This is a genomic window from Paenibacillus oceani (genome assembly GCF_014705615.1).
Lineage (GTDB): Bacteria > Bacillota > Bacilli > Paenibacillales > NBRC-103111 > Paenibacillus_AB > Paenibacillus_AB oceani.
Window position 1 is genome coordinate 1 of the sequence record NZ_JACXJA010000012.1, and the last position, 24,807, is coordinate 24,807.

At 45.0% G+C, this 24,807-nt stretch carries 23 protein-coding genes and 1 pseudogene; 7 read left to right on the forward strand and 17 right to left on the reverse strand.

Annotated features, from left to right (window positions below):
* The 4 genes from IDH45_RS10780 to IDH45_RS10795 form a co-directional block, all read right to left on the reverse strand.
* Positions 1-324, reverse strand: a 324-nt coding sequence (locus tag IDH45_RS10780; protein WP_317891185.1) for a response regulator, incomplete at its 3' end; no start/stop codon positions are given.
* A 4-nt stretch (positions 325-328) separates the two neighbouring features.
* Entirely contained in the window at positions 329-493 is a 165-nt protein-coding gene (locus IDH45_RS10785) for an ATP-binding protein (protein ID WP_317891188.1), read from the reverse strand.
* A 107-nt stretch (positions 494-600) separates the two neighbouring features.
* Complete coding sequence (locus IDH45_RS10790; protein WP_190927440.1) at positions 601-789, reverse strand: hypothetical protein; 189 nt, start codon at positions 787-789, stop codon at positions 601-603.
* Positions 790-867: 78 nt separating this feature from the next.
* Positions 868-1,299: a hypothetical protein gene (locus IDH45_RS10795; protein ID WP_190927442.1), complete on the reverse strand. Its 432-nt coding sequence runs from the start codon at positions 1,297-1,299 to the stop codon at positions 868-870.
* 220 nt (positions 1,300-1,519) lie between these two features.
* Here IDH45_RS10795 and IDH45_RS10800 point away from each other — a divergent pair, with 220 nt between their 5' ends.
* On the forward strand, positions 1,520-2,065 hold the full coding sequence (locus IDH45_RS10800) for an S-layer homology domain-containing protein (RefSeq protein ID WP_190927444.1): 546 nt from the start codon (positions 1,520-1,522) through the stop codon (positions 2,063-2,065).
* Between the two features lie 73 nt (positions 2,066-2,138).
* Here IDH45_RS10800 and IDH45_RS10805 read toward each other — a convergent pair whose 3' ends face one another.
* Together IDH45_RS10805 and IDH45_RS10810 are read right to left on the reverse strand one after the other, a co-directional pair.
* Positions 2,139-2,846, reverse strand: a complete 708-nt coding sequence (locus IDH45_RS10805; RefSeq protein ID WP_317891186.1) for a response regulator transcription factor — start codon at positions 2,844-2,846, stop codon at positions 2,139-2,141.
* A 4-nt stretch (positions 2,847-2,850) separates the two neighbouring features.
* The gene (locus IDH45_RS10810; RefSeq protein ID WP_190927446.1) at positions 2,851-4,998 is read right to left on the reverse strand and encodes an ATP-binding protein; all 2,148 of its coding nucleotides are present in this window, start codon (positions 4,996-4,998) and stop codon (positions 2,851-2,853) included.
* A gap of 735 nt (positions 4,999-5,733) precedes the next feature.
* Here IDH45_RS10810 and IDH45_RS10815 point away from each other — a divergent pair.
* Positions 5,734-7,035 carry an IS1380 family transposase gene (locus IDH45_RS10815; RefSeq protein WP_190927448.1) on the forward strand — a complete coding sequence of 434 codons (1,302 nt, stop codon included), beginning with the start codon at positions 5,734-5,736 and terminating at the stop codon, positions 7,033-7,035.
* An 802-nt stretch (positions 7,036-7,837) separates the two neighbouring features.
* Positions 7,838-8,566: a hypothetical protein gene (locus tag IDH45_RS10820; RefSeq protein ID WP_190927450.1), complete on the forward strand. Its 729-nt coding sequence runs from the start codon at positions 7,838-7,840 to the stop codon at positions 8,564-8,566.
* Between the two features lie 355 nt (positions 8,567-8,921).
* Here IDH45_RS10820 and IDH45_RS10825 read toward each other — a convergent pair whose 3' ends face one another.
* From IDH45_RS10825 to IDH45_RS10850, 6 genes are all read right to left on the reverse strand, one after another.
* The gene (locus tag IDH45_RS10825) at positions 8,922-9,200 is read right to left on the reverse strand and encodes a hypothetical protein (RefSeq protein ID WP_190927451.1); all 279 of its coding nucleotides are present in this window, start codon (positions 9,198-9,200) and stop codon (positions 8,922-8,924) included.
* Between the two features lie 323 nt (positions 9,201-9,523).
* The gene (locus tag IDH45_RS10830; protein ID WP_190927452.1) at positions 9,524-9,778 is read right to left on the reverse strand and encodes a hypothetical protein; all 255 of its coding nucleotides are present in this window, start codon (positions 9,776-9,778) and stop codon (positions 9,524-9,526) included.
* Positions 9,779-9,839: 61 nt separating this feature from the next.
* Positions 9,840-11,174: an ABC transporter substrate-binding protein gene (locus tag IDH45_RS10835; protein WP_190927453.1), complete on the reverse strand. Its 1,335-nt coding sequence runs from the start codon at positions 11,172-11,174 to the stop codon at positions 9,840-9,842.
* A 34-nt stretch (positions 11,175-11,208) separates the two neighbouring features.
* The gene (locus IDH45_RS10840; protein ID WP_190927454.1) at positions 11,209-12,570 is read right to left on the reverse strand and encodes an ABC transporter substrate-binding protein; all 1,362 of its coding nucleotides are present in this window, start codon (positions 12,568-12,570) and stop codon (positions 11,209-11,211) included.
* A 266-nt stretch (positions 12,571-12,836) separates the two neighbouring features.
* Complete coding sequence (locus IDH45_RS10845) at positions 12,837-13,043, reverse strand: hypothetical protein (RefSeq protein ID WP_190927455.1); 207 nt, start codon at positions 13,041-13,043, stop codon at positions 12,837-12,839.
* 57 nt (positions 13,044-13,100) lie between these two features.
* The gene (locus IDH45_RS10850) at positions 13,101-13,307 is read right to left on the reverse strand and encodes a hypothetical protein (protein ID WP_190927456.1); all 207 of its coding nucleotides are present in this window, start codon (positions 13,305-13,307) and stop codon (positions 13,101-13,103) included.
* A 191-nt stretch (positions 13,308-13,498) separates the two neighbouring features.
* On the opposite strand from IDH45_RS10850, the gene IDH45_RS10855 reads away from it, so the two are divergent.
* From IDH45_RS10855 to IDH45_RS10870, 4 genes are all read left to right on the forward strand, one after another.
* Complete coding sequence (locus IDH45_RS10855; RefSeq protein ID WP_190927457.1) at positions 13,499-13,843, forward strand: helix-turn-helix domain-containing protein; 345 nt, start codon at positions 13,499-13,501, stop codon at positions 13,841-13,843.
* Between the two features lie 876 nt (positions 13,844-14,719).
* Positions 14,720-15,190, forward strand: coding sequence for a hypothetical protein (locus tag IDH45_RS10860; protein WP_190927458.1), 471 nt, complete (start codon positions 14,720-14,722; stop codon positions 15,188-15,190).
* Positions 15,191-15,202: 12 nt separating this feature from the next.
* Complete coding sequence (locus IDH45_RS10865) at positions 15,203-16,246, forward strand: serine/threonine-protein kinase (protein ID WP_190927459.1); 1,044 nt, start codon at positions 15,203-15,205, stop codon at positions 16,244-16,246.
* 48 nt (positions 16,247-16,294) lie between these two features.
* Positions 16,295-16,480 (forward strand): hypothetical protein, encoded by a 186-nt coding sequence (locus IDH45_RS10870; protein WP_190927460.1) that lies wholly within the window; start codon positions 16,295-16,297, stop codon positions 16,478-16,480.
* A gap of 1,887 nt (positions 16,481-18,367) precedes the next feature.
* Here IDH45_RS10870 and IDH45_RS10875 read toward each other — a convergent pair.
* The 5 genes and pseudogenes from IDH45_RS10875 to IDH45_RS10895 form a co-directional block, all read right to left on the reverse strand.
* Positions 18,368-18,619 carry a hypothetical protein gene (locus tag IDH45_RS10875; RefSeq protein WP_190927461.1) on the reverse strand — a complete coding sequence of 84 codons (252 nt, stop codon included), beginning with the start codon at positions 18,617-18,619 and terminating at the stop codon, positions 18,368-18,370.
* A 98-nt stretch (positions 18,620-18,717) separates the two neighbouring features.
* Positions 18,718-18,837: pseudogene (locus tag IDH45_RS35245) on the reverse strand (hypothetical protein); the annotation flags it as partial.
* A 107-nt stretch (positions 18,838-18,944) separates the two neighbouring features.
* Positions 18,945-21,938, reverse strand: coding sequence for a type III restriction-modification system endonuclease (locus IDH45_RS10885; RefSeq protein WP_190927462.1), 2,994 nt, complete (start codon positions 21,936-21,938; stop codon positions 18,945-18,947).
* 12 nt (positions 21,939-21,950) lie between these two features.
* The gene (locus IDH45_RS10890) at positions 21,951-24,029 is read right to left on the reverse strand and encodes a site-specific DNA-methyltransferase (RefSeq protein WP_190927463.1); all 2,079 of its coding nucleotides are present in this window, start codon (positions 24,027-24,029) and stop codon (positions 21,951-21,953) included.
* Positions 24,030-24,042: 13 nt separating this feature from the next.
* Complete coding sequence (locus tag IDH45_RS10895; protein ID WP_190927464.1) at positions 24,043-24,807, reverse strand: DUF4391 domain-containing protein; 765 nt, start codon at positions 24,805-24,807, stop codon at positions 24,043-24,045.

The window sequence follows — 24,807 nt, forward strand, 5'->3', positions numbered from 1 at the left end:
CGGACTGAACGGCTTGGTCACATAATCGTCGCCGCCATAGGATAACGCGCTGATTTTCACCTCGTCTTCCTCACGGCTGCTCAGAAACACGATCGGCGCATTCGTGTAGGTACGTGCGTTCATGCACCAATCCATACCGTTTTCATTAGCCAGCATGATATCCAGTACAATCAAATCCGGCTCGAAAGACTCAAGCAGCTTCATGGCTTCTGTCCCGCTATGACTGTAGGAGGATAGGAAACCCTCCCGCTCGCAATACGCCTGAACAATCTCGCATATATGGGGGTCATCATCGATGATCATGATTTTGTGCGCGTCCACCACGCCGTCACCTTCCTCTATTTACAATACAAGGAAGCGATACATAGAAGATCGACCCCGTCTTGCCGTCGCTCTCCGCTCGAACCGCCCCTCCATGCGCTTGTACGATTTCCCTGCAAATCGCCAGCCCGAGCCCGCTGCCCTGCACAGCTACCGCCTGAGTCGGTTTCACTACCAACTACATGGACAAACCCGCCTGAATAGATTTTTATCTACTCAAGCGGGTTTTGAACCATTATATCCTTTATTTGTAAATTGTTGTTCATTGCCTGTATCTAGTTAACTAGTTAATAAAGCAAATTCACGACCCACCCGCTTGCCTGTGTCGGCATAGCCATTTGCATCAGTTGCAGTAACCTTCTTGCTGTCCGATGATTCCGCCGTCCTTGCTTGTAAAGATGAATGATCCTTCTGCATTAATTTTTGCGCCGATGCTTGTATATCCCTCGCAGATTTCAAAAAATCCACAATCCCGGTCGCTGCTGTCTTGATATATTGCTCATAAGGCTTGCTCCTAGTGGATCAATTAAATTTGCTATGGTTTCATCATCGTAATTTACGGGGTGCGTATCCTTCTGACCTTAGTGAGGCATACTTGCTCGATCGCACGAACTCGCGATGGGCTTCCTGAATCGCGTTCGCGCGCATCAGCAGCTCCTCGGAACCACCATGCTTCAGTTGTCCGGCAATCTGCATCAGCTTGAACGTGTTGTAATAGTTCGCATCCGCTTTGCTACGGCTATGCTGCAATGCATCCTCATACGCTTGGCGTTCCATCGAGAGGCTTATTGCTTGATCATGTAGATGGGGATCATGTCGCTGCAAGTAGTCCATTTCGTCGGTGTGTAGCTTCTTGCCCAGCATGAGTATATTTCGAATAGACGCCAAACGCGACTGATCCTTCGTCGCACGTGCGTCCTTGCATTGCTGCATCGCTTTGAAATAATCACTGACCGGCTGCACGGATTTTACATTCACGCCATTCCCCCCTAATTACAAATGTCGTCACATGCAACGATGCCTTGGTCCAAGTATCTGGTTGTATATACCACTCCCATGACAGCTAGCTGTTCTTCGTCAAAAACCCAAAATAGTACTTCTAATTTATCATAGTAGATTGCTCTATATAGGAAACATAAAGAAATCTTTAAGTTCGCACTGACACATTTTTGTTCTTTCCGCTGGCTTTGCTCATGCATTGGGCAAATCGTTTGTTGAACTGGCGGCGACGAAGGGACTTGTCGAAGGCGTTGGGGACGGACGGTTTGCACCCGACAAAACCGTTACGAGAGCGGAGTTCACCGCCATGCTCGTCCGGGCGCTCGGACGCGGCCTATCGATCGGCAGTGCAGTGTCTTATGTCGATGTGAAGTCGGGAGCGTGGTACTACGAGGAGGTAGCGACAGCAAGGGAGCTTGGACTGCTGGACTTCGTAAGCGGTACAAGCTTCAATCCAGAACAACCTCTGACCCGTGAAGAAATGGCAAATATGCTGGCGGCGGTCGTAAAACTTGAGGAGCTGCCGCTTACCAAGGATTTTGTAAGCTTGGATGGCTACAAGGACATCGCCCAGGCGGATTCCGCCTACTTGGAAGACGTTCGCCTGATGGTTAAGCTTCACATTATGACAGGCACGGGCGAGAACGAGGTCAGTCTGAAAGGTGAAACAACACGCGCGCAGGCCGCTGTTGTATGGATTCGGACGCTGCAAGTGTTTGATAGGATAGACGGATACAAGGAGTAATGATCAGATCAAATCCCGCTTGAGTCCATTCAAGCGGGATTTTTTTAGCTTGGTGATTTCCCGAACCTTAACGCTAAGTTCGCGCTTGCAACGCAGTTCTAGCAACCAGCATATATCCGGCCCCTCGAATCGTAATGATTCTCTCCGGATTGGCAGGGTCAGCCTCGATTTTTTTGCGCAAATTACTGATGTGTACGGCGACCGTTCTCGTATCCTCCAGACTCTCCGTTCCCCAGATGAGCTGAAACAACGCATCGCTACTAACGACACGATTCACGTTTTGTGCCATATAGGACAGTAGACTAAACTCTTTTTTCGATAAAAAGATGGGTTCACTACCCGTGTTGACGGACTGTGCGTAGAAATCCAGCGTCAAACCCGGTAACTCCAGCAGTTGTTCCCTTCTGCCTGTCGACACTCTGCGAAGATGAGCCTTGATCTTGGCCATGAGGACTCCTGGACTGAACGGCTTGGTCACATAATCGTCGCCGCCATAGGATAATGCGCTGATCTTCACCTCGTCTTCCTCACGGCTGCTCAGAAACACGATCGGCGCATTCGTGTAGCTACGTGCGTTCATGCACCAATCAATGCCATTTTCATTAGCCAGCATGATATCCAGTACAATCAAATCCGGCTCGAAAGACTCAAGCAGCTTCATGGCTTCTGTCCCGCTATGACTGTAGGAGGATAGGAAACCCTCCCGCTCGCAATACGCCTGAACTATCTCACATATATGAGGATCATCATCGACGATCATGATTTTGTGCGTGTCCACCACACCGTCACCTTCCTTCATTTACAATACAAGGAAGCGATACATAGAAGATCGACCCCGTCTTGCCGTCGCTCTCCGCTCGAACCGTCCCTCCATGCGCTTGTACGATTTCCCTGCAAATCGCCAGCCCGAGCCCGCTGCCCTCGATCCCCGTCTTCGCGTCCGGCCGATCATACCTGTAATTGCGATTGAAGATTTGCTCGAGCTGATCCGGAGGAATACCCGTGCCAGAATCTTGTACGGTAATGATCGCATAGCGGGCAGGATTCGCCTCGTCCACAGCTAGCGCAATACGCACCACCCCGCCTCTGGAGGTGAACTTCATCGCGTTTGACACGAGATTGAACAACGCCTGCTCTAATCTTTGCGCATCCATCTCGACAACAGGCAAGTTCGATCGTTGATCTTCCCCATCTCCGATATCCAGTATGAAATCCAGCCCCGCGTCACGCACAACCAGCTCATATTGTTCAAAAAAAACACCCAAGAAGTGAACCACATGAACCGGCTCCATTCGGTACGAGACTTGTCCCGTCTCCAAATGCGACAAGAAGGACAGCTCCTCGATCATGCGGTTAATCCTTATCGTATTATCCCGGATATACTTCAGGTACTGTTCATTACGTTCCGGCTTGACCCTGTCCTGCACAGCTTCTACATAACCAAGCATGCTGGTCAGCGGCGTACGCAGATCATGCGTAATATAGGCAAGAAGCTTTTTTCTCCCATGCTCGGAGTGAAGCAACCGGTCATACGAAGTGCGGAGATCATCATGAGCTGCGGATAAGGCCTGTGTGCGTTCCTGCACGGTCCGTTCCAAATTCATATTCATTTCGGTCAGCTTGTTGTTAGCATCTTGCAGCTCACGTGATATCCTCTCTTCGTTCGATGCCGCTCTCGTAAATCTGGAAGAAAGCAGCATCATCTGTGCAATCGTAAACACCAACAGACCAAGCGGAGATGTATTTCCGATTCGTGACCATTCGTTGTAATATAAAAAATCGTTGATGACCGTCACTAAAGCAACCACCGACACCAGCAGGAAGATCAGCGCTCCCTCCATACGCCGAACAGCCGCTTGGACCAGCCCAACCATCAGATACATCATATGGAGAACAACGACCACACCGATTATCGGTAATAATTTGGTATATATAAGCGCAGGAGCCACCGCAACTACTAGACAGAGTGCGCCGGTTGCGATCCGGGTGCCCAGGCGAAACCATCGCGACACATAATTTGGAAAGATGCATTCCGAGTACATCGTGATGATGTATCCACTGCTGCATAGAATCAGGTACTCGATCTTGAACTGCAATTCCCACGGAAAAGTCGGCCACCATTGTGTGAGCAATAGCTCGCCGACCAGCAAGGATCGGATACCAAGCGACATGGTGAACAGACCAAAATACAATGGAGCCCTGTCTTTGCGTCGCAGGACGAACAACAGCAGGTGATACAGGCCAATCACCAGCAGGCTTGCGGTGATGAACATTTCAGCGGCGATTCTCAGATTTGTCCGGACCGTTAACACATCACTGCCGCCCAACTCGATATACTTGGTGATGCCGCCTCGCTTATGATGGAAGTTGGCTACTTGCATAACCAGCTCCACTCTGTCATTCTCGGGCTGGAAGAACACCAGCTTCGTTGACAATTGCGGCGTCACGCTGCTCTTGTCCTGACCAACCGCACCAACTTCTGCCAGAAGTTCACCATTCACCCATAATTTATACGCATGAAAGATGCTAGGCAGCCGCAGAGCAAGCCGCTCATTTCGATCCTGCTCGCTAAGCTCGATAACCACCCGAAAGGTTGCAAAGCCTGTACCGTCCAGCTGCTGACCATCTAGCCGATAGCCTAGCCAAGAGCCCGGGATGCTGATCCAGCGGTCATGATTTCCGTCCCTTGCGAAGCGATTCTGTATGTCCTCAGGCGACAGCAGTTCTTGCCAGTAGAACGCCCACTCCCCTTTTATCTTTAGCGGATTCTCACTGACATGAACTTGCGTTACATCCAGAATGCCTTCTTCACTTTGGAACTTAGGGGAATCCGGTACAGAGATGACGGCATAGCTTACAGCCAAACCAAGAACAACGGCAGCAGCTATATGAAGCAAGATCGTACGAGAACCGAATCGGAGAATACCCCTCATTAGAAACCCAACCCCAATCTACAAGAGCGCAATAAGAAAGTTAATTATCTAAATCATATCATCATTAAAGGAAAATGTGCCCTACAATTATCTACGAGGCGGTGAACACATACACTGGTAAACGCCTCAGGCAAAGCCAAAAAATCAAACAGCGGGTCTCTCTTTACACTCGGCCCAGGACTCGCAATTCGGTAAAACAGACCGACATCGTGTCCGGCGATTTCCGGAGCATATTCCTGCCGTGCAGGAAGCATTCCGTTCCGTATACCCGATTCGGTACGGGCAAGTTCATCGCTGTTCAAGTATTGGATAACACGCCAGGCGTTGTCCTTATGGTCGGCTTTCGCGGAAATGGCAAAGATCTCATTGGAACTAAACAGGTTCGCCGTGGCTTCTTCAGATGGATTAATGAAAAACTGAAAAGCGTCAATATGATCATTGACCTCCCTCAGATGCAGATGTATCCGGCAAACTCCAAATAGCACCTAAAGGGGACATGCGCATCGCACGTCCCCAATTCGTCCCCAAACACCTTTTCTACTCACTCAAACCCCGTATACGCTAGCCTTCCGATGTTGGAAGGGAACCCTTGTTAGTAAAAATATCCTTTTAAAAAAATTATATTAAACCTGAATTTCGAAAGTAGAACTCTATGAAAACGTAAAAAGTGCCCCAAATCTTTGGTAGAATGGTGTTTACCAGAACACATCACCCAAAGAGAGGAGCACCTTGTAGGTGAAGTCTACCACATCCGTCAGCAAAATCAAGAGCGAATTTTCGTTGCAAAACGCCACAAGCTTCGGCGGCATTAAAATCTTTCTGGCCTATCTCGAAAAAATCAAACTCGTGCAAGCCATGCGCGGCCTCTCCGGGGGCAAAGCGCACAACGCGATCTTTCCCGTCCATCGCATTCTGATCTATCTCCTGGTCGGCTGGATGCTCGGCTGCCAGCGCATTTTTCATTTCCGTACGTTGCAGCACGACGCCCTGCTGCTTCGGTTTCTGGGCGGTCGCTGCCCGCATCACAGCTTGTTGTACAAGGAATTGGTTCGGCTCGGGCGGTCGTGTCCACAGCTTCCGACCGAACTGCGGCAGTTGAATCAGGAGATCATCCAGCCTTGCTTGCCGTGCGACCTCATTCTCGATCTGGATTCCACCGTGGAAACCGTATATGGCGATCAGGACGGCGCCGAAAAAGGAACAAATCCACACAAGCCCGGGCGAAAGAGCTATCATCCGTTGCTGGCTTTTGAAGGACAAACCCGTTTGAATGTGAATGCCGTTCTCCGGTCCGGCAATACGCACTCCTCTACCAAGGCCGTCGACTTCCTGCAACAGACTTTTGCCCTGCTCGGCGACCGAAAGGTCAAGTACGCTCGATTTGACAAAGGCTTCGGCGGTGAAGACTTCTACAGCTTGTGGGAGAGCAAAGGCATCGGCTATGTCGGTAAACTGAAGTGGACACAGCGACTGGCCAAGGAAGTCCAGGCTTGCCGCTATTGGACGCGCTATGTCGACGAAGACTGGATCATCGAAGGCATCACCTTGATCTACAAAGCGACCTCCTGGAAAAAAGCGCGCCGAGTAGCGATAATCCGCAAGGCGCACGTATTCGAAGACGGTCAGGGCCGCATCGTGTTCGATACCGACTGGCAGTACGAAGCGATCGTGACGACCCTGGCCTGGGAGCCAATCGATTGTTGGCGGTTCTACAACCAACGCTGCTGCATGGAGAACTACATCAAGGAAGCCAAAAAAGGATTTTCCATCGATCGCATTGCCACCGGCGATTTTCAAGCGAATGAATTGGATCTGCTCATCAAGCTGCTCGCTTACAATCTATTCGAACGCTTCAAACGCGATTGCTGTGAACCGGTGCATCAACGCTATACGATTGCCCGATTCCGTCAGGAATTCTTTCATTGCGCGGCGATCCTCATTCGACACAGCCGTTCCGTGGTACTCAAGCTGATCCAAGACTTCGCCGGACGCTACGTCTGGAAGCGGATCGAAACCCGAGTGGCCCAGTTGGAATGAGTTCTTCCACAACTTAACATGGAAAAGTCTAAAGCCTCTTTCGTGGGGAGGGGGAAGAACTGCCTGTATTCAGCAGAAGGACTCCATTCCGCGGGGAAATCCCCTTCTTTTTACATCGTTTGAACTGGCTCTCTCTTTCACGAACCTTGATTCTATGGGCTTTCGAAATTCAGGTTAAATTACTGTTGTACACTTAAACCACCAAAATATTGAATGAATATCCAATTCCGTAAAGGTTATCTTAGCCGATCAACCTCTAGGGATCGATTGAAGGATATGGCGGTCAGCCTACGGCGATCGAGAACGGACAGCTGGAGCCGTACGCCTACCTCCCGGCGATCCCGCAGCTAAAGCAGTACCAGCTCATCCGCTTCGTTCAGCACGATCCCTCAAAGGCTCGGACGACTTGCCAGCGCAAGGTTGCAACGTCCACGACGGCTGCGCAGTCTGCTCGATAATAGCAATTACCCAAATATCAGCAGATCGCAACGGTTGTTAGACAGAACGAACAAAACCATAATTTTATGTGTAATTGTGAATGCTTATTTCACTTACGTAAGTTTGATATCTCGTCTTTGAGTAATTGAATCATTTCCTGCTGATTTTTAATCATTTCTTCCATTTTAGCTAAAGTACGTTTGTGAAAACGCAAAGCAGAAAATAAAAAGAAGATTAGTGGAGGATATAGGAAAAAAATAAAATAATCTAGCATTATTGCCTCCTTTTTCCTGAAAAGGTATTGACCATACTTGGATAGTAGTCTATTGTTTAAGTGAAGTCAATAAAAAGGAGGAAATTGGTAATGAATCCAAAAAAGTTGTTGTCGCTATCTTTTTTAGTGTGTTTGATGGTATTTTTGTCAACATCGGTGTATGCCCAACAAGTTGATGTTCCCAAGGCTCTCGAGCAATCGGAAAGATCAAAAGCCTTTGCTTACCTCAATAGTGAAATAAACAAAGAAAATGAAAAAAGAGCAGGGAAAATTGTTCTAAATCAAGCGAAAACCGAAACGTATTCCTATACACATGAGGATGGAAGTGTAACGTCGGTTAACCTGAACTCAATTACGGTAAGAAAACAAGATGAAGATAAAGTGAGAGTCAATTCAGACGGCACATATAGTCTTTTAGCTCCGTTGACAGAGAATACCACGGATGCTTCGTTGCTCGCTATTGAAGATGTGATAACTTATCAGAATGGTTCAACATCCGGAAATAGATCAAATTTAATATACTATGCTCAAACCGTTTATGGGAAATGGGAGTACCAACGCAATACAACTACTGGCTTCGGAGTCACGGGTAGTATGAAAACTCCAAGTCATACAGCTCCAGTTTCAGTAAGTTGTGCCCCGTCCTGCACCGCAGGAACTCCTGCTCCTTTTACACTTTTGGTTGAACCATCGAAAAGTGCAGGACATGTTGGTGGTAATACACAGCTTACGTTTCTAGCCGGCGGTGGTGGAACACTATCTTTTATAACTAGAATCATCATGGATGTGAATGGAAATTATAATATCCTTAGTTCATAAGATATAAAAGTCGAAGGCGTCCAGTGGGCGCCTTTTCCTTATGCAGAAGTATTTTGCAGAGCCAGTATTTCAGTTGACAAAGGTTGTCTATTTTCGGCACACCATGCCTTCATCGTCATGCCACTCTCTTTATATACGAACTTACGATTCCTGTCTGCGCTGCGACTTTCAGTGTAGGATCTTCGCAGCACCTGAAGCGCTTCTTGACAACAGCATTGTCCCTCCATCACTTCGGCACCCGCCTCGTCCATCCAAGAGCCAACGTCAGCGCGTTTTATACACCCAAACCGGGAATTCCGGTCGCTGATCCGATCGATTGAGGCAAAAGCCGCAAATCAGTCGTCCATTCTTGCTTTTACAGCATGGATTTGCTGTTTATCATTTCCAGAAACTCCCACGCTTCGCGGATGGCGACGATCCTGGGTATATTGAATGTGGAAGAACTATCAGGGAACTCCAGATGAACAGGCTCTGTGACAACGTCCCACGCCAGATTAGTACCGGGCTGGAGCAAGCGATTCAAGAAACTAGAGGACTGGAGCGTCATTGCCACTTGCTTTTGCAAAAACAAATCTTTACGTCTCGGTTGGTCTTCCCACAAAACCGTTCTGCGTTTGAAACGATCCAAAACCATCCCATACATGCCGCCAACTTGCCGATTCCAGCGTAAACGTCTTGGAAACCGGGTCAAGCATCTGCAATTGGTTGGTACGCCCCATCAAATCGATCAAGGTTCGATCCGTCAGAAACGGGAATACGTTTTAAGGCTCCCTTGTCATACCCAATTGAAGTTTAAACGAAGATAGAATTATGGTTCCAATTTGCAAGCCTTCTACCATTTGTTCATAACATAACTCACTTGCACCACCGACACCATACATTCTTTTGGCAGTCCCATTTATCATATCGAGGTATAACCCAATGTCGGCCACTAAATCCGAATCTCAAGTCTAAGTTTCATTTTCGAATTCCTGTAAAATATTCCTCAATAACTTCAATTTCTCGTTTACTGGTATGAAAAACGTAAAATTCACGCTCAGGGTTTTCCTTATGGTGGAGCTTATAACCTACCCAAGCATTCATCGGGTTATCATATTCTTCTACAACTGTCATTTCTTCAATCGTACGCAAGCGATTCTTGGATACCGCTTTAATTGCTTCTACTAAAACAAATCGACTGGGGGAATGGCTACAAATTTCAGACCATTTCATAGTACATATCCCCTTCCAACAATAGTTTTATTTTGTATAACATACATTTATCTGAATAGCCCTATCTTTTGCTTTCTTCCACCACAGCTTCATCAAGCGCCGCCTGCTCCCGCAGCTGCATGCGCTCGAGTGCCTCCTCCACCGTGCTCTTCCCATCCAGCACACTGTCGAATTCCTCCAGTATGATGGAGGCCATTACTTTGGTAAACGCCTCTGGCAAAGCCAAATAATCAAATAGCGGGTCTCTCTTTACACTCGGCCCAGGACTCGCAATTCGGTAAAACAGACCGACATCGTGTCCGGCGATTTCCGGAGCATAATCCTGCCGTGCGGGAAGCATTCCGTTCCGCATACCCGACTCGGCACGTGCAAGTTCATCGCTGTTCAAGTATTGGATCACACGCCATGCGTTTTCCTTATGGTCGGCTTTCGCGGAAATGGCAAAGATCTCATCGGAACTAAACAGGCTCGCCGTGGCTTCTTCGGATGGGTTATACGCAACCGCTCCCGTTATCCCCCAACGAAATGGAGGCGGATTGTTGATCCATTCGCTAACCGTCTGAAAGTTGCCGTCTTTTAACGCAGCCTTCCCTCTCGCAAACAGGTTCGCTTCCGTCATATAGTTTCTAGCGCCTTCTTGTGCCCGCTTTCCACCTAGGGCCCCGCTGGATATAGCGTCCGTTACCAGTTGAATGGCATTTCTCCAGCCCGTTGTATTCAATGTCACTTGCCGCGTCTCCACATGAACAAAGCTGAGTCCGCCACTGGACGCGATCGTTTGAACGAAATGAAAAGGATGCATGTTATTCAGAGCCTCATAACCATAGATCCGTTCACCAGCGAGGGCGGTTCGGTTAAAATGGTCCATCAGCTTGTACAACTGCTCCCAACTCATCGAACCTGTCGGTTCCGCTAAGCCATAACGCTCAAACAACTCTTTATTGTATACCAGCACATTGCTCGTAAAACTGCGAGTCAACCCATACAGCCCCACGTCGTTTGTCGCCGACTTCAAATAGGTCACGACCACCGGAGAGATCGAGTCCAGATCAAATCCGCTTCGCTTGATGTGTGTTGACAGATCTAGCAGGAGCTTATTAGAAGCCAAGAAATCATAATCACTCGGATTTAGAATAAGTAAATCAGGTCGCTCCGTTTCCACAAACCGCGAGTAATCCTTGACATTCGCCCACGCGCTTGACTCCGGCACTACAATCTCAACATCCAGATTCGGAAATTTGGCTGCGAAGGTATCGCCGTATAAACGATAAAAGCTTTGTTCCGAACCAAACATAACTTTCAGAGTAGGATCTTCGTTTTCTTTCGCATCTTGAAAGCATCCTGTCGCTAACAGACTTACACCAAGGGTACACAAGGCCATCCCTATTTTCTTCATGGGTTAGACTCCTATTCACTCTTGCATTCCTTTGTTATCGCTGTTTACGCGCATACTCCTCATTTACCTTGCGCTGCAGCACCTGAAGCGCTTCTTGCAACGGCATGGTCCCCTCCATCACTTCGGCAGCCGCCTCGTCCATCAGTTGAATAACCATTCGTTTGAGCTCACCGGATACCGTATCAAGCGGATCAACGACCGGAGTTCCCGGTTTGAGTGTATAGAACACGCCGACGTTGGCCTGGGTACCCGAAGCTTTTACCCGGTTCAACAAAAGTTCCTTCTGAGGCAAAAGCCGCAAATCAGTCGTCCATACTTGCTTCTGCAGCATGGCTTTGCTGTACAGCATTTTCAGAAACTCCCACGCTTCTCGCTGGTTAGGTGATTGTGCGCGGATGGCGACGATCCTGGGTATATCGAAAGTTGAGGAAATATCAGGGAACTCCGGATGAACAGGCTCTGTAACCACATCCCATGCCAGATTAGTGCCGGGCTGGAGCAAGCGATTCAGGAAACCGGAGGATTGGAGCGTCATGGCCACTTGCTTTTGCAAAAACAAATCTTTACGGCCCGGTTGGTCTTCCCATAAAACCGTCCTGCGTTTGAAGCGATCCAAAACCAATTCCCATACATGCTGCCAACTTGCCGATTCCAGCGTAAACGCCTTGCGAACCGGGTCTAGCATCTGCAATTGGTTGGTACGCCCCATCAAGTCGATTAAAGTTCCCGGTGAAGAAGGATAGGACACGCTCAGTCCATACAATGGCCGGCCCTCCCCATCCGTCGCCGGGAAACGAGCAGCTAACTGAAGGATATCTTCCCAGCTCATCCGATCCGTCGGGAACGGGATTCCATACGCTTCGAACAGCTCCGTATTGTAGTACAAGGCCATCCGGTCCACTTCCAGAGGAAGACCATACAGATGCCCCCCGCTTCGTTGACGCAAATCGGTAAGGATGGCGGAATCGATTCCCTCCAGATCCAAGCGATCTTGAGCCATCCAGCCATCCAACATAGCGAGACGCCCGTCCAGCGAAGCCTGCTCATACGATTTCGCGTTCATCCATAGAAGATCCACCTGCTCCTCTTCAAGCATGCGGGCGGCACCTTCCGGCTCCAAGATCGACAGCAGATTCTCCCCCGGGGCCGCAGTAACCACCTCGAAAGAGATGTTCGGATAGCGCAGCGAGAAGGCCTTCCCATAATTGCTCATAAACCCATCCGCATGTTCATAAGCGACCTTTAGCCGAACAGAGCGGTTCTCATCGATCCCCTCATCAACCTTCTGCTTCGGACTGCCCATCATGTAGTAGATAAACAAGACAATGGCTATCGACAAAATGGTGAACACGGTTCCACCAACGAGCCTATTTTTCTTTAACTTTTGATTTGGCATTGTATTCTCCTAGATAAGGTACGTTTTCACTTAACTTGTTTTATTCGACAATTGTAATAAATTACCTTTGAATTGAAAGAGAAATGCAAAGGCAGCTAACAACACGAAAAAGCCCACCAGAAGCATTTCCCTCTAGCAGGCTTGGAGAGTTATAGGTTAGCAAGCTGATTTTGTGGTTATTCATGGAGGCTGTTTCAATTCGATGTCTTCCGACCGACAGTTAGCCCCAGTTTCGCTCCGCGCGAGTTAAGTTACTCCATCTCAATCTAATTCACGTTGTCCTTGGTCTTCTTCTCCATGCGCTCACGGATCCGCTTAATCTCCGCTCGCCGCTCCGGTGAGAACTTACTTTCATCCACAAGCCCCAGCCGGATCTTCTTCCGGAAACGGACCTCCAGGACCGTGCACAGAACGAACAGCAAGACAAACGATCCAATAAACCAACCAATCGACGCTTCTGTAGGGATGACCATGCTCACGGCTCCTTTACTCGTAGTTGTTTATCAGCCAAGAAAAGGCTAACTTAGCTTTTAGTGGCCTTCGGCCATCCGATGAACCAAAGAAACCGCTACATAAATATGATCGTCCTGCACGACCAACTGCTTTTGCACCGTCTGATAGGAGACACCTTGTATAGACACGGCATCGACCACTTCCAGGGCGAAGAGCAGTTGATTGATACTGGGGACGTTGGTTTCCCAAGTCGAATTGTCGGGGAGTTGCCATTGTATGTTCATGGGGTTGATAGTTCCTTTCAAAATTAGTAACTGCATTATTCATTATCATATGCTTAACCAGTATAAATAAAGAAAATATTGGAATTAATATTAATATACTACTTAAAAGAAGCTTTTTCAATGATTTTTAATTACTATATAACCCTAATATTTACTGACAAACTTCCCTAATCTTTAATAGAGGTGGTAACATGTCAGACTTACGCAAATTAGTCGGGGAACGAATCAGAGCCATTAGAAAAGCCAGAGGTCTTACGCAGCAGCAACTTGCAGAACGTTCTAACTTAGACGATGCCTATATTGGGTCAATGGAGCGAGGAGAACGTAACTTTTCTGTAGATACATTAGAGAAGGTTATTAGTGCCCTTGAAATTCAGCCAATGGAATTATTTTATTTCGAGGGTAGCTTGAACGAGACAGCTGCGGCACAACGAAAAGCCATTGATGAACTAACTGCTGTCATCAATAGCTTATCTGTCGATCAAATCGAATCTTTTATGAGGGTTAACAAAGAGCTAGCGAGAGTATTTTTATAGGATAATTCTACAAATAATGAGATAAGGCACACTGTGCAAGCATTGAAAAGCTATTTTTTTGTATGCTCACTCAAATGGAGTTACATAGAAATCAGCTGGCCGATAAACTCAAATTTCACATGGATAGATCGTAAGCAATGAGCGAGGTACAATAGAACCCGACTTTGCTACGTTGATTAAAATAGCGGACTTTTTCCAGATTTCAACGGATCATTTACTGGGTAGGAGTTCGGAGAGGGTTATTAATAGAGAAGATGCTAAAGAAACTCAGCAATAATGTGGCATGCTTTGGTTCAAAAAAGAAATATTGAGTGATAACGAGGCAGTGTACCTTTTCGGCAGTACTTTGAAGGTTTATTTCTATCCAAATAAGAATTATTCACTTCGCCATACATTAACATCTCAAACTCTGTATAGTTACAGATTAAGAAGGGCGCAGGATTATTCCTGTTCCCTTCCTTTTATGCTGCTAGACTATATTTACCGTATGCGGGAATATGGGTATTGTTTATGTAGTTCAGTAAAATTAGCTCTTCCTTTGTAAAATAAGTAGTTTTAAAATCGTATATTGTTCAATTTTGCTCAATATGGGGACATGAACAGAGTTTTTGTCCCCTCGTCGTCCCCATGCAGTAGCTCATGAGATGTTGTCACTAGCGAAGAAAGCAGGCGTGGAATGGGTTCTTCTGCCTTAATCAGCGCAAATAAAAAATGAGTGGTCCTTTTTTTGGCCCTCTGGCATCAAATATGTCCTATAGAAGTCGAGGATAGTCTTCTTTATAAAATAAATTTAGTAATTAGGAAAGAGTATTCCTTCTCAAAAATAATCGATATAATGGAAAAGTATTTCAAAAATATAAAATGAGGGGAAAATTCATGTCAGTTGCAATAGGGATACGGGTAGCACCAAAAGTTATTTATTACACAATTATAGAAGGTTTACCTGATGATAATTTCGAAGTAAAAGCTATTGATAAAATAAAGATTCCAGAAGCTTTGGATGATCCACGAAAACTATCCTATCTAAGAACTACTTTATTATCCATAATCATGGAATTCGATATAACTATAGCCGGAGTTAGAATTGCCGAAGGAACAGCTCAATCTGTAAGTAACTTTAGGATTTATTTAGAGGGAGTAATTCAGGAACTCTTTGCTAACAGTTCCGTCGAGAAATATTTTCTTGCCACAAAAACGAAATTGGCGAGATGTTTAGGCCAATCAACACAAATCATTACTGGCTATATAGATGGACAAAACGATTTTGTCGGCATCCCTGATATTGCTAGATCTCACTCCGAAAAACGGGAAAGCATCTTAACAGCCCTAGCATCGTTAGAACAATAGGAGGAGAAACTAATGCTTACAGATTTAAAAGTAACTGAACTATCCTTTAAATTGATCGAAAATATTGGAGCAGAAGGACTTAATTCGAATACTTTTATTGCTCAAGACCTTCAGTTAGATGCAACACTTGTTATTAAACAAGTTGAAAAGCAGAGGATCCCAGCTGATTCAACTTATTTTAACGAAGCCAGATTACTTTATCTTTCGAAACATCCAAATGTTATGGAAATACAGTATGGAAGTCAAGATGATAAATACATATACCTTGCTATGCCATATTTGAAGAATGGGTCCCTCAATGCACTTATAGATCGAAAATTCTTAAGTGTCCGTGAAATTGTCCAATATGGTTTAGATTTTTTAAGTGCAATACACTATATCCACACAAAAGGATTAATACATTTTGATATTAAACCCAGCAATATTATCATAAACGATGCTGGAAAAGCCGTATTAACTGATTTCGGTTTGGCAAAACTAACCGATAGCTATGGTTTTGCTAAAACATCACTTGTTTACCCTACACACTTAACACCTGAGTTATTTATGGCAGGTTCTTATACATCACAATACGACATTTTCCAAGCAGGCTTAACTTTGTATAGAATGTGCAACGGGAATAAGGAATTTGTGGAGAAGTTCAAAAGTGGAGTCACTCCTGAAGAAGTGTTAGCTGGCACTTTTCCGGATCGCAATAAATATTTGCCACATATACCAAACTCATTAAGAAAAATAATAAAGAATGCATTAAAAATTAATCCAGATGATCGATATAAGGCCATACTTCATATGATGAATGATTTGAGTGATGTTTGTGAAAATCTAGATTGGTTATATGAAATCGACCTCGGTACTAACATTCAGAAATGGACAGAGGATAATGAAAATAGCGTTCGCTCACTTAATCTTTATGAATTAAATGGGGAATGGAAAACCGAAGGCTATAAGTTTACAAAATCGTCCGGTAATACTAATAGGATAAACAAATGGTTTTCCACTAGTCGTACTCTAGAAGAAGCATATACAAAAATCGAAACAATATTATACGAACGCTAGTTCCTATTGCTTTTTTGTGTTATAATTTATTTAAGGGAGGTTGACGACATGAAAAAATTTCAAGGAAAAAGAAATTTGACACGTGACCGACTAGCCAATCCCTTTCTTGATCAGAATATCGACGACAGATATACAAATGCAAAGGTTGTTGATATGCGTGGCAATTTCGTTCAGAAAAAAAATAAAGATGGTTACGTATCTATACTACCGATCGATCCCACTAAGCGATACTAATATCTATTCTTGACTTGACCGAAGGATGTGCTGCTAATTTACACATCCTTTTTTTCGTTCGACCTATAGCAAAAAAGCCCGATACAATTCGAGACCTTTAGTACAGGGCATATTTTGACTAAAAATAAAAAATAAAGATCAGGGAACACAAAAAGACGTGGAACTCTACGCCTTATTAAATATTACTTTCGATTGCTTTGCTAAAAGGTAACGACTTAATATATCTCTCCATGTACTCCCAATCTGGAATAACCGCCTACGGGGCCATATACGTAAAGTAACCACTTGGCAAATCCGTTAAGCGTTCTTATGTTGATTCGCCACCATCTGGATGACGCGCCGACCGATTATACAGGCGATATTCCAACAACCAGGGCAGCTGTTTTTGAATCTATTGTCAATCTTTCAAATTCCTAAACCAGTAATGTCATGGTCAGTACATCAAGCATTACTAATTCATTTGTTAGCGCAATAATTTCCTGCATTCCTATGACCGAAAGTGAACTAGAAGAATGTCTAAAAATACTCGAGCTTGAAGCTAAAGACTTACGATGTGCTTACTGTGGTGATAAGTCAACTGAACGGGATCACCTACGCCCATTGGTGAAGAATAAAAAAACCTATTTATCAGAATATATAATTTAGTCCCCTCATCTGGAAAATGTAATCAATCCAAAGGAAATAAACACTGGAAAGAATGGATTACTAGTGACGCCTAATTATCTCCAAAAAGTCGAAACATACAAGATCTTTATAGAAAAGTAAAAAGACTAGTGGAACCTATTTATTTTGAGGAGCTAGTTGTTATGGCAAGAACATTGGAAAAACTTTATGACTTAATGAAACACAGTCAAGTCACCTCTACAAAGGTGCAACAATGGATAGTAAAGAATTATCAAGTTTCCCAAAAAGGGTGATTACGATAAGGTGGTCATGGTCCTAGCCCTCCAAGAACTCCTTCTCCCCCATCATAACAGCTGGACCGGAAGGAGCTATCGGATAATACGAACCAACAATTACCAATTGATATGAAACTAGTAAAGAAGCACGCCTACTTGCTGGTAAAGCTAGTCGAATTATTGCACCGTAACCCAGTTCACGCTTTACGTCGTCCCCACGGCGTCCCCATGGGATCATTAATGCTCTGAAAAACCCTTATACACCAGTCTTTAATTACTTTATCGATGAATTGCCTCTGTTCTTTATCGGTTTCATTCTTTATCCCATTCCTGACTTTCCCCCATAGCATGGATAGATCATGATCCATTTTAGTGTTGGTTATAGGTAACTCCTTTTCAACATTGTGCCGCCAACCTAAATTGACAATATCTTGACCGACCGACACGGGACTTGTTTTTAAATATCTTCTTACTCATTGGGTAGTTCACTCCTTGTTGACTTATTGATTAGCCTTTCTTACCTCTGGCACAAAATCGTTTCGGCACCATCTGACGAAATTGGAGGAATGGGTAGTGTACGTCTTTGCGGTCGTGTCCTTCAGAATACCGACTTTTAGCTTCTCAGTTACCTATTGCTCTTAGGCTTGATACAGTAGCTCCAATTGCTTGATGAAATCTTGGGTGGCTCTCATAATTTGTTCACGACTCCACTTCCGATAGTTAGTTTAAGTCTGTTTACTTAATTGGTAGCTTTTGCATACGTAATTGGAGTGTTGTGATCGGAGTGCTGTGGGCAGGTAGATTTAGATAGTTAAGGGGCTGCCTCAAAATTCATTTTGCAATTTTTTGAGCCCCACTTAGAACCGATTTTTCTCGAGAAAAGGACCTCAGCCTCCACTTTACTGTGGAATTTGAGGTCCTTTTGTTTGGAAATTGGGACGTCCCCATGTCATACGAACACTTTTGAGACAGCCCCTTTGTATCAGTATCAGCCTTCCGGCAATAACAACATGACATTCAAATCGAAGTCAATGAGGCCTGTAAAATCAATGGTTCCTCCTTGATCAAAGATTAATGCTATTGCCTTAAATGAAACACCATCTTTATCAAAGATGGCACTTGCGATACTGACCTCGCAAGCATCATCTCCGACGGCTGCTCTATAAGCCGTCTCAATGTGTGATTTTAATACGTCCTCAGCTGCATATTGCGCGTTTTTACTGATCATTTTGAAGTCCATTTCCTTGCTCCAATCTTACGATCTTTACGCCATCTTTCAACATAGGTGTACGTTCTCAAGACCGTCTACAACACTCTGACTTGCGTGTTCGCTTACAATTACTTGCAACAATCTATTCTTTTAATACCAGAAGATAATGCCTGAAAGACTTTATTCACTGCCTGTAATTCCTCATTCTCCGAATCCTCCTCGGAATCTTCAGGGAACCGAGTTTGACTCGGCTGATCAAACTTGGCACAGGGATCTCTTGGCTATAAAAAAGTTCATGTAGTTGGCATTGAGAAGCTTCAATACCTTCAACTGCTTTCCCATTGCTTACAATTAATCAATGTGGCTCTATGAAATCGATCGAATTTATAACATCATCAATACCGCGAGCCACAACGTACTTGGCAGGAGCTTCCCCTACAGAAAGCGATTTGAAATGCTCTTTACCACAAGCGATCTTAGCCCCTTCACGATCTCTCAGATCATCGGCAAATAGACTGCTCTTCGTTTCAACTACAAAGTACAACAATTCAGCTCCATCCTTCTTAATAAGCACTGCCCAGTCAGGGTTGTAGCCTCCAAGTGGGGTCGGCACGACAAACCACCCAGGCAGTTTCGCATACAACTTGACGGAGCTATTCTTCTCAAGTTGGTCTGCAAAATGTAGTTCAGTGTCCGAATCATAAACCACATGCTCATAGACCGATTTCACGGTATCGTTAAGCATATTTTTCAAATACCCTGTCAGTTCTTCCTGTTCAATTAGCTCTTGCGCATAATAGTATTCTTCACCTAATCGCTGATACTTGATGCCATCCACTAGCGCTAAGCGTTTATGGCGGTTAATTGTTTCAGAAACCAGCTCGATGTATTGCTGCGGATTACGCTTAAAGTCGTCTAGCCTCTGACTTTCTGATAGTATACGCTGAATGCTACGTCTGGTAAGCTGCGTTCGATCTTGCAAGTCAGTAAGCAAGTCCGGTAGCGCAATATCGGACTCCTCTAATACTACGGTTGCTGCGCCAGTTCTCTCAGTTGCTTCTACACCTACCTTACCGATGACGATATTAGCCTTTCGCCATTGAAGACGCGTCTTGGAAATTGGCGGCATACTTTGAACTGCGCGTATACATTCTTGAATTAGCTTTTCATTATCAAAATTTACACGGTAGGTGGTCTTGTACTTAATGCGATCCCACAGTGCCTTGAACTCAACGCTTTGCAAGACAGCTTGCCTAGCACGAACTTGTTTACGTTCATCAGCGTTTTTTATTTCTAGGCGCCCTGAGAGCTTGCGCAATATCTCTGTAACTTGGCTGCTTAGTGGTTCAAACTCTGTAGGCAGGATAAGCGTCCCTTCCTTGAGCGCTTTTTTAAGCTTGTCCTGAATCTTTCCTTGCGCATTAATGTAGTCATGAGTCTTTAGATGCTCCCACAAAATCTTGGAACGCTCAAATCCTAGTGGTGTCTTCTCCCCATCAGGTTGGGTCACAGAAATCGCCGAAAATTGATGTTCCTCCACGATGCCAAACCGGATACCAGTGTCTGCTTCGATCTCTTTTTGCAGATTCTCCGCGAAGTCCTTATAGCTCTCTGTTGCAATAACCGTCAGGGTATTCGTATCGAATCCACGCACCCTCACTCCGTTCTGATTGACGGCTAACCGTAGTCCGCGACCAATCGTCTGCCGCCGCTCACGCTCTGTCTGGATTTCCCTAAGCGTACAAATCTGAAACACATTCGGGTTATCCCAGCCTTCCCGAAGAGCGGAATGTGAGAAAATAAATTTAAGTGGTGTCTCGAAGCTTAGAAGCTTCTCCTTTTCCTTCATGATCAGGTTATAAGCACGCTCAGCATTATCACGATTGGCTTGGTTATTCTCGGCTGTGTCCGACCAGCCGCCCTTTTTATCAATAGAGAAATATCCATCGTGAACCTGCGCAGTGTCGCGGCTCAGGTCTACCTCCTGAAACAATGTATGATAATCAGGATGATTAGCGAGCCTTCGATACTCTTCTTCGAATATTCGAGCATAATCACCTTTCATTGGGTTGCCGTTATCATCATATTTGCGGTACTTGTCCACTGCGTCGATGAAGAATAATGAGAGTACTTTGATGCCTTGTGGTCTAAGACGTATCTCCTTATCAAGATGTTCCTTTATGGTACGACGAATCATCTGACGTTGTACTGCCAGTGTATCTACACTCCCCCAGGCTTCCCCGAGTTTGAGATAGCGCTCGTCACCTGGCACACGTAGCTCGACTAACTCATTGCCTTTCCCCACGCGAATCTCACCAATACGACACCCTTGATAAATCGCTCTCCTAGTGGTTTGCTCGAGATCATCCCCGTCCTGCACGGTTACTTCGCGACGCTGTACACCACTGGCAGTGTCCACATCTAATTCTACCCTGGCATTAATGATGCCACGCTTGTTAACTACTGATAATAACCGTACATACGGCTTGTTATTCGCCTCCTCAATCGTTGCTGAGGCTACTTCGATTTGTTTAACCAGCCTTTTCTCATAAGCATCAACCGCATCAAGACGGTATACCATATGGTGTTTGTCCACATGAGTAGCCGAATAGCGAAGGGTACAAAGTGGATTCATTGCCCCGAGTGCTTCTTTGCCCCGTCCCTCTAAACCTCCATCTACGCTTTGTGGTTCATCTACAATAATAATAGGACGAGTCGCTTTAATCAGATCTATCGGCTTCTCTCCACCGGTCTTTTCAGAATCTTTGTATAGGTTGTTGACCTCTTTTTTATTAATAGCCCCAACTGTCACTATCATAATCTGAATATGCGGGCTAGTCGCGAAGTTACGCACTTGGCCAAGCTTTGCGGAGTCATATATAAAATATTCAAATGGTGTGTTTGCATACAATCCACGGAAATGATCCTCAGTGAGCTGAAGGGATTTGTACACTCCTTCCTTAATTGCCACTGACGGTACGACAATGACAAACTTAGTAAAGCCGTATCGTTTGTTTAGCTCAAATATCGTGCGTAAATACGCATAGGTTTTTCCGGTTCCTGTTTCCATCTCCACAGAGAAATCACCAGAGGTGAGCGTTGCAGAGGGAGGCAGCCCGTTCTTTAGTTGAATGTCATTAAGATTCCTTATGATTTCATCGTCCAGAAGGCTCAACCGGTTACCAATACCAAGATCATTCTCTTCGAAAGCAAAGGATAGCTGATCATCTAACACGGCGTTGGTTACGGTGAACTCAGTACGGCAAATCTCCTGCCCACGAAACAGGTCACAGACCGAATCAATAGCCGCTAGCTGATAATCAAGGTTGGATTCAAACTGTAGTTTCACAATCAGCCCCCCTTATAGACTTCGCACTTTGTCCAGCCCATTTTGCTGGAGAATGGCGGCAAGATTGGTTTTGGTAACATCGTCGGCAAAAGCGCTATCACGGAATACACAAGTAACCTTCCCGGCTGGGATCAGTTCTCTGTACCATTTAACGATGCCCGTCGCCAGTGGCTCAGCTTCTTCTTGTGATATATGCATGTCTAGGCAAACTAGGAGCACACCCGCACCTATTGCATGTACTAACTTCCCAGCGATTCTACGAGTTTCAATGGGTACACAGAGATCTAAGCCAAGCTTTAACAGCACTTCGTAAAGGATATCATTTTCATTACGATCCGAACGAATATGTTCAAGATGGTCAAGCAATGTCTTTCCAAGGTTCTCTGTATCTGGCTCCCAGGTACGGATATTCGAGGAATCCAGCTTGAAGACACGGAATCCCAAATCCCCAGTGAACTCTGGCTTTTCGGCTTTAATTTCACTTGCTGCACGCCTCAAACGTTCTTTAGTTAACTCAGCTATTGTACGAGGCATAACAAGTTTATCACAGAAATTGGCTGATGCTTTCTGCTCTTTCTTTAACGGATTAAGCGGCTCTGGTAATTGAACCAGAATAAATCGCCTGTTACCCATGTCTGCAGCATTTAGTTCCATCACAGAATGGCCTGTGGTGCCACTGCCTGCGAAGAAATCCATTACAATTGCGTCATTATCAGCATTTGATGTGTAATCAAATAACTTGGCCAACTCCACGTGATCCTTTGGATTGTTGAATATCTTGGCACCCATCAGTTTCCTAAGGTGCTTTACTGCAACCTGTGATTGCTTATAGAAATAGCTACCTCTAACCTGCGTAGCAAATTCCTCATCACCGCCGCTTACTTCCTCCTCCTCGTCCAATTCCATCTCATCGAGCCCTTCAATTGAAATCGGTTTGATATGCGCCTTACGGAACGGTGGCTCGGTATGATCCTGACGAAATTCTACAAGACCAAGTTTGATTTGCCTTTGCATTTCTTCCAGGGAAGAATAAATCCAACCACGCTCAGGAACTTTGCATGGTAACTTCGTTACAGGATGTATTAAGTCGTAACGAGGGCCTCCACCACCCGGCCAAGAAATATCACGATCGCGCCATGGACCGTTTTCATCAATCCTTTTATAGCGGCTCCATTTCTTAGAGGGATGGGTGTTAGGTAGATCTGAATACCATTCTTGCAAATCTGATTCAATAGATCGATCATCTGCTCCATGAACTGCACGAAGTTCGATGTATTTTTCCCAGATCTCCCGAGCACCTGGCTTTTCCTCTCTCCAGACAGTTTTCAATTCTCGAAGATAGGTAAGGGATTTCGCAAATACAAGCATATACTCATGACCAATTGAAAAAAACTTAGCATCATTTTTTCGACCCTTTTCCCATATCAAACACGCCACAAGATTTTCTTCACCGAACACTTCATTACATATATGCCGCATATTGTTTATTTCTTTGTCATCCAGGCTTATCAGTATTAATCCGTCTTCCCGCAGTAAGTTGCGCGCTAACTTTATCCTCGGATATATCATATTAAGCCAATCTGTATGAAACCGACCTGAGGCCTCCGAATTGGAGCTAATTTTCTTCCCCTCACTGTCTAATTGACCTGTTATTTCTTGATAATTCTTAATATTGTCTCGGAAGTCATCAGGATAAACAAAATCCTTACCGGTATTGTACGGTGGGTCGATATATATGAGCTTCACCTTATTTGCATAGCTTTTCTGCAAGAGCTTCAAGACCTCTAAATTGTCACCTTCAATTAATAAGTTTTTTGTATTCTCCCAATCCACACTATCTTCTGGGCATGGGCGAAGCGTTCCAGCACTTGGAGTGAGCGCTAGTTGTCGGGCTTGACGTTTACCATGCCAATTCAAGCCGTATTTCTCTTCTCGTTCCTCTACCTCACCCGACAATAATTGTTTCAAAACTTCGAAATTAATCTTCCCTTCAATGAATGCCTCCGGGAACAATTCTTTCAATCGTCCAATATTTTCAGAAACGATATCGATAGACTTCGTCTCAGAATCATCTGTAGTAAATTTGTTCATTGGGAATCCTCCGTTAAATGTTTGCTTTGACTACATCAAGCTTAATTTCAAGGCGCTTTATCTCCATGTTTATCTCTACGAGACGACTAACTTGCTGCTCACGTATGGCCTGTGAACGAAGCGTCTCAATATGGTGTGTCAATTGTATATACTGTACTAATGATTCACGACGGATAATGGCTCGTTCTGTTGTTGTCGCCTGAGTAAATTCTCCTGTTAGGAGAGCGGCCTGCCAAGCAACGAGGGAGTCAATCCAGTTCTGATACAAGACCATTAAGTTTGATCGGCGCTGATTCGACAATGAAAGTCCATCCAGAAAACGTTTCTCTATCTCCATTGTCGCCTTTGAATGACTTCCTAAATCAATTTCTACAATTTCACCTTCCAGAACTACTTTACTCTTCTCATTTTGAGCCCAACGTTTGTGAGCAAGCGAAATCTTTATATCTCGCTCTTGTACAAGCAGTAGCCACACAGGATAAGGTATTGCACGATGCACAAGCTCAGCGATACGCCTAGCATTAGCCCCTGAACGCAAGGTTACGTTAAGAATAGCGATCTCAAGATATTCCCGCATTTCGTCTCGATATTCTGGCACTCCTACTGTGGACGGTTTAATCGTAGCCAACCAATATATCTCTTCGATCCCCTCATTGATCTGGCGTTTATCAGCAGTAGTTTTCGCACCATTTTCAATGAAGATCTTCTTCGGAACACGCTGATTTACACTTGTACTATTAGGCAGTCCAATTGCAGATAATAAGTTTGAGACATTCAT